Annotated in this window: 12 protein-coding genes; 6 read left to right on the forward strand and 6 right to left on the reverse strand. The window is 53.1% G+C overall.

Features of this window, described 5'->3' with window-relative positions; all coding sequences use genetic code 11:
- Window positions 1-71 precede the first annotated feature (71 nt).
- Entirely contained in the window at window positions 72-974 is a 903-nt protein-coding gene (locus tag PSSD_RS17970; RefSeq protein WP_058973161.1) for a LysR family transcriptional regulator, read from the reverse strand.
- Between the two features lie 100 nt (window positions 975-1074).
- On the opposite strand from PSSD_RS17970, the gene PSSD_RS17975 reads away from it, so the two are divergent.
- Window positions 1075-2142, forward strand: coding sequence for an SDR family oxidoreductase (locus tag PSSD_RS17975; RefSeq protein ID WP_058973162.1), 1068 nt, complete (start codon window positions 1075-1077; stop codon window positions 2140-2142).
- A gap of 65 nt (window positions 2143-2207) precedes the next feature.
- On the opposite strand, the gene PSSD_RS17980 is transcribed toward PSSD_RS17975, so the two are convergent.
- Window positions 2208-2564 (reverse strand): hypothetical protein, encoded by a 357-nt coding sequence (locus PSSD_RS17980; protein WP_058973163.1) that lies wholly within the window; start codon window positions 2562-2564, stop codon window positions 2208-2210.
- A 136-nt stretch (window positions 2565-2700) separates the two neighbouring features.
- On the opposite strand from PSSD_RS17980, the gene PSSD_RS17985 reads away from it, so the two are divergent.
- The 3 genes from PSSD_RS17985 to yiaK all read left to right on the forward strand — a co-directional run bounded on the left by PSSD_RS17985 (window position 2701) and on the right by yiaK (window position 5793).
- Window positions 2701-3042 (forward strand): TonB family protein, encoded by a 342-nt coding sequence (locus PSSD_RS17985; protein ID WP_058973164.1) that lies wholly within the window; start codon window positions 2701-2703, stop codon window positions 3040-3042.
- Window positions 3043-3233: 191 nt separating this feature from the next.
- Complete coding sequence (locus PSSD_RS17990; protein ID WP_058973165.1) at window positions 3234-4799, forward strand: MFS transporter; 1566 nt, start codon at window positions 3234-3236, stop codon at window positions 4797-4799.
- A complete protein-coding gene (gene yiaK, locus PSSD_RS17995; protein ID WP_058973166.1) occupies window positions 4780-5793 on the forward strand; it encodes a 3-dehydro-L-gulonate 2-dehydrogenase in 1014 nt (337 codons plus the stop codon). Before PSSD_RS17990 ends, yiaK begins: the two co-directional genes overlap by 20 nt.
- Before the next feature lie 147 nt (window positions 5794-5940).
- Here yiaK and PSSD_RS18000 read toward each other — a convergent pair whose 3' ends face one another.
- From PSSD_RS18000 to PSSD_RS18015, 4 genes are read right to left on the reverse strand one after another with little or no spacing between them, the layout of a single operon-like run.
- Window positions 5941-6570: an NrsF family protein gene (locus tag PSSD_RS18000; RefSeq protein ID WP_058973167.1), complete on the reverse strand. Its 630-nt coding sequence runs from the start codon at window positions 6568-6570 to the stop codon at window positions 5941-5943.
- The gene (locus PSSD_RS18005) at window positions 6563-7114 is read right to left on the reverse strand and encodes a sigma-70 family RNA polymerase sigma factor (protein ID WP_058973168.1); all 552 of its coding nucleotides are present in this window, start codon (window positions 7112-7114) and stop codon (window positions 6563-6565) included. Before PSSD_RS18005 ends, PSSD_RS18000 begins: the two co-directional genes overlap by 8 nt.
- Window positions 7115-7131: 17 nt before the next feature.
- Window positions 7132-8361, reverse strand: a complete 1230-nt coding sequence (locus PSSD_RS18010; protein ID WP_058973169.1) for a protein-disulfide reductase DsbD family protein — start codon at window positions 8359-8361, stop codon at window positions 7132-7134.
- A gap of 15 nt (window positions 8362-8376) precedes the next feature.
- Window positions 8377-8949: a peroxiredoxin gene (locus PSSD_RS18015; RefSeq protein ID WP_039337447.1), complete on the reverse strand. Its 573-nt coding sequence runs from the start codon at window positions 8947-8949 to the stop codon at window positions 8377-8379.
- A 144-nt stretch (window positions 8950-9093) separates the two neighbouring features.
- Between PSSD_RS18015 and PSSD_RS18020 the strand changes: the two genes are divergently transcribed.
- Together PSSD_RS18020 and accB are read left to right on the forward strand one after the other, a co-directional pair.
- Window positions 9094-9636, forward strand: coding sequence for a chorismate mutase (locus PSSD_RS18020; protein ID WP_058973170.1), 543 nt, complete (start codon window positions 9094-9096; stop codon window positions 9634-9636).
- 187 nt (window positions 9637-9823) lie between these two features.
- Window positions 9824-10277 (forward strand): acetyl-CoA carboxylase biotin carboxyl carrier protein (gene accB, locus PSSD_RS18025; protein WP_058973145.1); only part of this gene is annotated, 454 nt, incomplete at its 3' end.

The raw sequence follows: 10277 nt of genomic DNA on the forward strand, positions 1-10277 counted from the left end.
TGATGCACCGTTTTCGTAGGGTGCGCATTAATGTGCACGGGCCAGTAATTGCATAATTTATTGCGCTTTTTTCACCGAATCTGTAATCCCTCCAACGCCGTCAACAGCGCATCTACCTTCGGTAATAGTTGTTTACGGCGTGGCCAAATCAGGGTCAGTGCCAGGCCATCAGGCTGCTGTTCGGGCAGGATAATCTCCAGTTCGCCGCGTTCCAGTGGTTCTCTGATTAGCCATGACGGCATTTGCGCCACCCCTAATCCACCACATAACCCCTGCACCTGCGCGTCCACATCACCCAGCGCCATGCGGTGTGGCACGTTACGCCAGTGTGGATGCCCGTCGGCGGTGGTGAACAGCCAGGGTTTGGTGCTGCCATCCACACGCTCATACATGATGGCCTGATGCTGTAACAGTTCGCTTTCGCTGCTCGGGCGTCCCGCTCGCGCTAAATAGCCGGGTGAGGCGCAAAACACCATGCGTTCGCGACCCATCTGACGACACCCTAAAGAGGCGGGCACATCTGGCGAGCCGCCAATACGAACCGCAACATCAATTCCTTCATCAAAAAGATCGATAAAGCGATCGGAGAAAGTAAGATTCAGTTCCAACTCCGGATGCTGTTGGCAAAAGGGGATCAAGACCGGCATCACGCCTAAACGGCCATAGGTGTTGGGGACCGCCACACGCAGCCGTCCGGAAGGAATGGTACGCTGTGCCGCCAACACGGCTTCCGCTTCGGCCAACTCCTCCATAATGCGCAAACAGGTTTGATAATAGGCGTTACCGGCATCCGTCAGTTTGAGGCTGCGGGTGGTGCGCTCCAGCAGACGCGAGCCTAAGCGTGACTCAAGCCGGGTGACGCTTTTGCTGACGGCCGAACCGGTCAGATGCAGACGCTCTGCCGCCGCCGCAAAGCTTCCGCTTTCCACACTAGCAACAAAGGGAACGATGTCTTTCAGGCGCTGATCGTGCATTGATTCGTGAATCCAGGTTATGAATGATGTGAATTAAAGCCAGAGATAGGAATTCAATTCTCTATTAGGCTAATAATCACTGAAACTGAGGAGAATTGAAATGCAAAAGCAGGCGTTAATTGTTGGCATCAGCGGTGTGATTGGTCGCGCATTGGCAGAGAAACTGCAACGAGAAGGCTGGCAGGTCACGGGGTTATCGCGTGGGCGCGGCGCGATCCCTGAAGGTTGCTGCAGCCTCACTGCCGATCTCACCGATGCTGATGCCGTGCGCGCGGTACTGGCGCAGGAGAAACCCGATGCACTGTTCTTTAGCGTGTGGTCACGTCAGGAAAATGAAAAAGAGAATATTCGTGTGAACGGTGGCATGGTGCGTAATGTGATCGAAGCGTTGGGCGAACGATTAAACGGCGCGCATGTCGCACTGGTCACGGGACTCAAACACTACCTGGGGCCATTCGAAGCTTACGGCAAAGGCGCGGTGCCCGTTACGCCGTTCCGTGAAGAACAAGGACGTCAACCTGTCGATAATTTCTATTACGCGCAGGAAGATGAGGTGTTTGCAGGGGCCAAAAAGTACGACTACCGCTGGAGCGTGCATCGTCCGCATACCATTATAGGTTATGCGTTAGGCAATGCCATGAACATGGGGCAGACCCTGGCGGTGTATGCCACGCTGTGCCGTGAGAAGGGTTGGCCCTTTATTTTCCCTGGCTCGCCAGAACAGTGGAACGGTTTAGCCGATGTGACCGATGCCGGTTTGCTGGCCGAACAACTGTTGTGGGCCGCGACAGCGGATGAAGCCGCCAATCAGGACTTCAACGCGGTTAACGGTGATGTGTTCCGCTGGAACTGGCTGTGGCCGCGTCTGGCGGCCTATTTCGGTGTTGAAGCTGTGGCATACCCCGCGCAGATGATGCCACTGGAGGGGCGTATGCAAGATGCAGCAGACGCATGGCGTGAGATTGCTGCACGCGAGCACCTGCGTGAGTCTGACATTAATAAACTGGCTTCCTGGTGGCACACCGATGCCGATTTGGGACGCCCAATGGAAGCCTTTACGGATATGAGCAAAAGCCGGAAAGCGGGTTTCACTGGCTACCGTGCCACGCAGGATTCGTTTATTACGCTGTTCGATAAGCTGAAAGCGGAGAAAATCATTCCACAGTGAGGTGTTATGTTGCTGGTGCGCATAAATGCGCACCCTACGGTCGGGAGCATCATTAATTGCTCCCTTTACTTCTCTTCCAGTTCTCGTAGTTTACGCATGACCGGTCGGACATCGTTACTTAAATACTCCAGAGTCGTCAGATAAACCATCCGGCGTTTATCAAATCCTTTGCAATAAAACATAAACCGCAAACCCGGTGCGCAGACCAATAACTGCACATCATTTGCCATCAGCGTTCGGATATCGGACTCGGTAGTATCACGGGTGAAACACCACTTAAGTTGGCGCTGATCAATCGCTTTTTGCACCGCAGCAATGTATTTCTCTTCGCGAAAGTAACCGAATAGTCCTCCATTGGCACCAAATCCTGGCATTCTGAACAACGTTGGGCTGGGCATAGAGATGAGCACAATGCTTTTCACGGGCGATTAATCCTTTATCTGTGAAGTTTGAGCGCCATCAACAGACTGTTACTCCTCGTTGACCATTCACTGGCGCTATCCTGTTGAAATGCTTACATGCTAACATGAGAATGATTCTCAACAACAGGAGGTTGTTATGTTTAAATCGTTTCCACTCATTTTCTCCCTGGCATTAGTGGGGTGTAGTGCAAGTACGCCGCCCACCAAAAACATACAGGCGCCAAAAATCCTTCATATGGTCAAACCGACATATCCCTATTACGCGGTTAAAAACCGCGTAGAGGGAAAAGTGTCATTTGTTTATGACGTAGATGCTGAGGGTAAAGTTAGTGAGATGCGCATTATCGAATCGACGCCCGATCATCTGTTTGATGACACGGTTATTCGCGCTGTCAGCCAGTGGCGTTTTGAAAAGGGCCATCCCACTAAAAATATTTCTATGAGAATCGTGATGCGTGTTAATCAAACACTTAATTAATGATTAATTGTGCCATAGAACATGACGGAGAAAGAGCAGGAATTTAACGGCTAAAATGTCTAAATCATCACAATTCGAATAATGCTAGTGGTTGAAATGTGATCATTTGCATAAAAGATATCAAGTATTCTTGTATGGTAGTTCATCTAAAGTAAATCATTGGCACCTGACTTTTCGATAAGGTGCCGCTGATGATTAATCGTTCAGAAGAAAAGCCTATCAAGTTAAAAAACATGCTGGCTTATGGTGGCGGCGATGTTTTTGGCGGTGGCAGTTTTACCGTGCTCGGCCTGTGGCTAATGTTTTTCTATACCACTTATGGTGGTTTGAGTCCGGCAGAAGCCGGGGCCGTTATTGCTTTTGCCCGATTACTGGATGCGTTCTTTGATCCCTTGATGGGTTATGTCACCGATAATTTCTGGCGCAACCGCCTGGGGCAGCGTTTTGGGCGACGTGGTTTTTTCTTCCTGATAGGTGCGCCGCTGGTCTTTGCCAGCTACATCATGATGTGGGTTAGCGATATGGGCTTTACGTACTATCTCGCAACTTACATTCTTTTTTATGCCTGCTACACACTCGTCATCGTACCCTATGAAACCCTGGCCGCGGAGATGACTCACGATTTTCATGTTCGTTCGCGTTTGACCGGAGTACGTATGTTCTTCTCGATGGGGGCCGGTATTCTGGCAGCCTGGTTGCCAGGTGTTATCATTGGCCTGTTGGGCGAGAATGCCTCATCTTCATTTTTCTATATGGCGATTATTTTTGCCACGCTGTTTGCGATTGTGATCTTCGGGCTCTACTTCTTTACCTGGGAGCGTGAGATTGAGGTCGTAAACAAGCCCGTGCCCGTCGAATTTAAGCGCGATATGAAGGCGCTGTTTCGCTCGCTGATTTCTACTTTCCACGTTCGCACTTTCCGCCAGCATGTTGGTATGTATCTTGGGGCCTATGTCGCACTTGATGTGCTGGGTGCCGTGCTGGCTTATTACATCATTTTTGTCCTTGGGCATAACGCGGTCGATGCGGCAAACAGCATGACGTTTATGTCGGTGGTGCAGTTCATCTGCATTGCGGCCTGGATTCCTTTCTGTATCCATATTGGTAACGGTGCGGCTTATAAGTTGGCGCAATATTTAATGCTGGCAAGCGTAGCCTTATTCATCAGCTTTTACGCCATTGGTATTAGCGCGGAAATGTGGATGGTCTGGGGGGCAGCCATTGTGATGGGTATGGGCCGTTCAGGAACCCAGTATGTCTGCTGGAACATCTACAGCTTTATTCCCGATGTGGATGAGATGCTTACCGGTCAGCGGCGGGAGGGTATTTTTGCCGGAGTAATGACATTTGTGCGTAAAGCCGTACAGGCGGTGGCTCTGTTTATTGTCGGGTTGGTATTACAAGCCTATGGCTTCGCCGGAAAGGGCGCGGTAAGTCAGCCCCCCGAAGCGATTCATGGGATTGCCTTAGTGTTTGGTGTGGGGGCGGTGATTTTCCTCGCGGTTGGATTATTCAGTGCGCGTGGTTTCAGCCTGAACCGTCATAACCATGCATTGTTGATAGCAGAGATTCAACGCCGTCATGCCGGCGGTCACCCGGCAGAAGCCAGCTTCGAAACGCGTATCGTAGCGGAAAAACTCACCGGCTGGCCGTGGGCCAGTTTATGGGGCAAAAACGACATTATGAAGCGCATCGATCCGCGCGCAGACACTTTCACGGCTAAAGGAGATCAGCAACATGACACGCATAACCTTTGAAGTCATGCAGGGCACTATTGAGAAAGCGTTTTTGAACGCTGGTCTGGATGCAAAACAGGCGGCGCTGTGTGCGCACATTCATACCGAGACCAGTTGTGATGGCATCCCTTCTCATGGGCTGAACCGTGTGGCCCGTTTTGTGGATTATCTGCATAAGGGGTGGGTAGTCGGGAGTGCAATCCCAGAACGGGTGAAAAGTCTGTCTGTGATGGAGATTTGGGATGGTCAGCGTGGCCCCGGTATTACCAATGCGATTCGCGCTGTTGATCGGGCCACTGAACTGGCGCGTGAACAGGGGATGGGGCTGGTGGCAATGCGCAACACAACACACTGGATGCGCGGCGGAACTTACGGCTGGCGGGCTGCCGAAAAGGGTATGGCGGCGATTTGCTGGACCAACACTGAATCCTGCATGCCTGCGTGGGGTGGCAAAGATACGCGATTGGGCAACAACCCATTTGTGATGGCGGTACCGGGCAAAGAGGGGCCTTTGGTGTTGGATATGGCGATGTCGCAATATTCCTACGGCAAGTTACAAGTCACGCGTATGCAAGGCGCGCAATTACCCTATGCTGGCGGATTTGATGCGCAGGGCAACTTAACCTGCGATCCTGCGCCTATCGAAGCCTCAATGCGCATTTTACCTACCGGATACTGGAAGGGGTCAGGCTTGGCTATCTTACTTGATGCGATGGCTGCGCTGTTATCGGGTGGCAGTTGCACAGCGGAGATCGACAGGATTCAGCAAGGCAGCTGCACCGGCGCCAGCCAAATATTTATGGTGTTTGACCCTGCTCAGATAAGCGGGCAAAACTTCTGTGATCAGTTGGCGGAGACTATTCAGCAGTATGTTAATGGTTCAACGGTGGCTGAAGGATTTAGTCGCGTGACCTGGCCCGGTGAGCGACAAAAGGCCACGCGCATTCGTAATCAAAAAGAGGGCATCCCGGTGGATGCCGGGGTGTGGGCGGAGGTGCAGCGTTTGGCTGGCTAATGATATACGCCTTCAACAGCCATGTTGCGATGGCTGTTGAAGGATTATCGCTGGCTGATGCCCTTACGCGTAAATTGCTGCTCAGTCATCATTTTCCCCCACTGATCGCCCTGCCACTCTTGGGTCAGGTGGAAGGCGACATCTTATCTACCCCAATCTCACCCAGCGTTTTCCTAATAGCACCGTCATCGCCACGATGACCACAATAGCGGCCAGATGCATGAGGAAATCCATTGCGTGTAGATGGACAGGATGGCAGAAAGCCAACATTGTTACGGCCATACAGGCGACACCCAATCCGGCCATCGCCAGACTGCGCACCGGGTGTAAGGCGCGAGTGCGACGCAAACTGGCGATCATCAACACCATCATCGGCGTGCTGACCACCAACAGGAACGTAAAGCATCGCGCACTGTCATTGTCGTGTGGCTCAATCACCGCATGAGGAATGCTGCTCAGACTCAGGCCTAACCACAGCATGCCGAGGGGCAGCAAGACCTTCCAACTGTTGCTCTGGCGCCCGGCGATGCTCATATTAAATGCGCTGCGAATCGCCAGTAGCCCGAGAATAAATGCCAGCACCAGTTGCACAATCGCGCGCATCGCGCCGGGTTGCGACCAGTCGGTGAGCGTCCGCTCTACCAGTAAACTGGCGGCGATGCCGCACGGCAATGCCAGCGCCAACCACATCAGCACGCGCCATCCGGTGCGAAGAGTGGGTTTGACGGGCTGCATTTCGCGGCCGAGTTTTTCGATTAACAGGTCGTGATTATTCATGGTGTGCTCCAAAGCGACGCAGATTGCTCAGCGCGCGGTGCAGCAGCGATTTCACCGCAGCCACACTTAAATTGTTATGCGCGGCGGCTTCTGACAAGCTCATTTCGCGCAGATGGACATGTTCGACGATTTCACGCTGGCGTGAGGGGAGCTGGCGCAAATAGCCAGCCAACTCCTCATGCGTCTCCAGCGTTGCTCTCTCTGGCGCGGGAGCGGATTCCGTCAATGTCTCTTCATGAACTTCCCACTGCTGATAGCGTCCACGCCGCCGCAACGCATCAACAGCACGTGCGGAGATAATTGCCATCAACCAGGGTAAAAACGGATATGCAGGATCATAGGTGTGACGCACCCGATGCACCGTTAACAGCACATCCTGAATCACATCTTCCACTAATGCTTCTTCGGTGAGTTGTTTGCGTACTTGCCCACGAATCACCGGCACCAGTGCTTTCAGCAGTCGGGTGTAGGCGAGCTGATTGCCCGCCTGCGCCTGTTCCATTAGCGCGGGCCAACTTTCGCGCGCGCTATCGCTTGTTTGCATAATCCGCCTTGTTGCTTTTACGCCTTACTGCTGGCCGCCTGCAGTGCGTTCACCACAATGCTCGGGGTCAGCACTTGCGGTAACACTTTTGGCGGTCCGCCATCGGCGGGGTAAACCAGATACATCGGTAATCCGCCCTGACCAAACTCGCTCATGGCGTCATCGACGTCGGGGTTAAATTTAGTGGAGTCAGCCACCATATACAGCGTACCGGTTTTTGCCAGTGCGTCTTTAACCGCCTGCGTCGAGAGTGAAGTTTTCTCATTCACTTGACAGGTAATACACCAGGATGCGGTGAAATCGACAAAGATCGCTTTACCGTGCCCGCGTTGCGCTGCAACAGCCTGCGGCGTCCACTTCTCTTTAGTGAGCTGCGCGGTGACCTGATCACCCGCCAGGCCCGCGCCTGGTTTTATGAGTTGTGGCAGCGGCGCGAGCACGGCGACTATCAGCACGGCGGTCACCGCGAACAGCGCTTTGTGACCTTTACCTGCAAAGCGTCGATGCTGTGCCATACCATACAGCCAGCCTGCAAAGGCTACCACCACGGAGGCCGCAAGCAGTGTTGCCAGTGCTGCGCTGCCCGCCTGTTGTGCCAATACCCAGACTAACCAGGCGTAAGCACCGAACATTGGAAAGGCCAGGCCGCGTTTCAGTACATCCATCCATGCGCCAGGACGCGGCAAAAACTTCGCCAAACGAGGGAACAGTGATATCAGTGTAAAGGGCGCTGCAAAGCCCAACGCTAATGCGAAGAAAATCACCAGCGCAATAGCCGGTGGTTGCACCAGTGCATAACCGATGGCGCTGGCCATAAAGGGTGCCGCACACGGTGTGGCAACCAGAATCGCCAGTACGCCAGTGAGTGCTGAGCGTAAGAATGCACCGCGATTGATTTCAACCGATCCCACGCGCTGAACCGATAAACCGACTTCAAACACGCCGAGTAAGTTGAGTGCAGCGGCCAGAATCACCAGCGAAAGCAGGGCAATCACCAGCGGCGATTGCAGTTGGAAGCCCCAGCCAACGGCGGCCCCGCCAGCACGCGCCGCCAGCAGAACCCCTGCCAGCGCCATCATGGTGACAATCACCCCGAGCAAGAAGCCCAGACCTTCACGCCGCGCATTGGCTGCGTTGTCAGTGTGGCGTAACAACCCCAATGCCTTGAGTGAAATCACCGGGAAAACACAGGGCATGAGATTAAGAATGATGCCGCCAATAAAGGCGGCCAGCATGGCGGTTAACATCGCTGGCCTCTTTGCTTAGTTAGTTTGCGGATGCGCGTCGTCGTACTGCTTCACGGCGGCGAGCGCTTTCTCAATATGCGTATCTGGGTTTCTGTCAGTGTAACTCAGCAGAATGTTGCCATCTGGTGCAATCACATAGGATGTACGGTCAGACAGGGTTTTGCCCTTCATTTCCATCGTGGTTTGATACTGTGCCGCGATTTTGGCCCCAGGATCGGCAGCTACCGCGAATTTGTCACGACACTCTAGTTTAGAGAAGTCACTGACCTGATCGGTATTCCCGGCCGTGACACCAATCACCGTGGCGTGCATCTTGGTGAAGTTATCCGTGGCTTCGGCAAAGTCATGAGCCTCAAGCGTACAGCCCTTACTGAAGGCGGCTGGGAAGAAATAGAGCACCACGGGGCCTTTCTGTAAGGCTTTCTGGAGTGAGAAGGTCATTGGCTTGCCGGCCAAGGCGGCTTGCAGCTCGAAATCCGGTGCTTTAGCGCCAACCGGCAGAGCGGCGTTGGCGGTGAATGCGGTGGCAGAGAGGCCCAGTGCGGCCGTGATGCTCAGAGTACAAACGAGGGTTTTGAACGATTTCATTATCTGCTCCTGCGATCTAATTGAGGTCCGGTTTGGATGTTTCACTACTTCAGTTCGCTGCAGGTTGTGGGAAAGTTTCGGTGATCAGAAAAAAAAGCTACATTATTCGCGCAATGTGACTCATGGATAACGAGGTAAAGCGATATGGATCGTAAATACTTTAGTAAAATCATTTTTTTAATTGGCTTGTCATGTTCTGCAACGGTGCTGGCTGCACCCGCGACAAACAGTGATGTCGCGTCATTAATTAATCAGCGCTTGTCTTATATGAAGGATGTTGCCGGTTATAAAGCGGCCAACCATCTTGCTATCGAAGATTTACCACAGGAAGCCAAAGTGCTCGCCAGTGCGGTGCAACAGGCTGAAAAACTGGGCTTAGCAGGGGAGTCGGTCAAACCTTTTGTGCAGGCACAGATGGATGCAGCGAAAGCCATCCAATATCGCTATCGCGCTGACTGGCTCTCTACCCCTGAACAGGGTTGGCAACCACTGCCACTTGACCAGGTCAGGACAAAAATTAATGTGCTCAGTGCCAGCATTCTCAGCGGCATTAGCACGCAGCTAGCCCGAGGTGAGCATTTCACCGACAAGCCTTCCTTTTTGCACTCGCTTAATCAAACGCATTTGGCTGAGAGTGATAAAGCGAGGCTGTGGGAAGCCTTGCAGGAAATTAGCCTGAAAAAGTAGCGACTATCGAGACGCGGGGCGTATTTCGATACGCCTTGTTCACCCTCTGGAAGCATTCCACTTTGTTATTGCTGTTCTGCATTCCGCCACCTTTTCCTTATATCCCCAACTGAACTCCCTATGTCCTGCGCCCTTGGGTGCTCTGCTATAACTGCTGCGTGTTATTAACGTGTAGGAAAAGCGTGTCATGGATATTCGTAAAATTAAGAAACTGATCGAACTGGTTGAAGAGTCTGGCATCTCCGAGCTGGAAATCTCCGAGGGCGAAGAGTCCGTTCGTATCAGCCGTTCACCTGCTAATGCCGGCTACCCTGTGATGCAGCAGGCTTATGCTGCTCCGATGATGCAGCAGCCTGCGCTGGCCACCGCCGTTGCCCCTGCGGCGGCAGCACCGGCTGCAGAAGCCGCTAAGCCAGAAATCACCGGTCACATCGTGCGTTCTCCGATGGTCGGCACCTTCTACCGCACCCCAAGCCCGGACGCGAAAGCCTTCGTGGAAGTGGGTCAGAAAGTCAACGCGGGCGACACTCTGTGCATCGTTGAAGCGATGAAAATGATGAACCAGATCGAAGCCGATAAGTCAGGCGTTGTGAAGGCGATCCTGGTCGAAAGCGGCCAACCGGTTGAATTTGACGAGCCGA

The organism is Type-D symbiont of Plautia stali (assembly GCF_001485335.1).
GTDB lineage: Bacteria > Pseudomonadota > Gammaproteobacteria > Enterobacterales > Enterobacteriaceae > Pantoea > Pantoea vagans_C.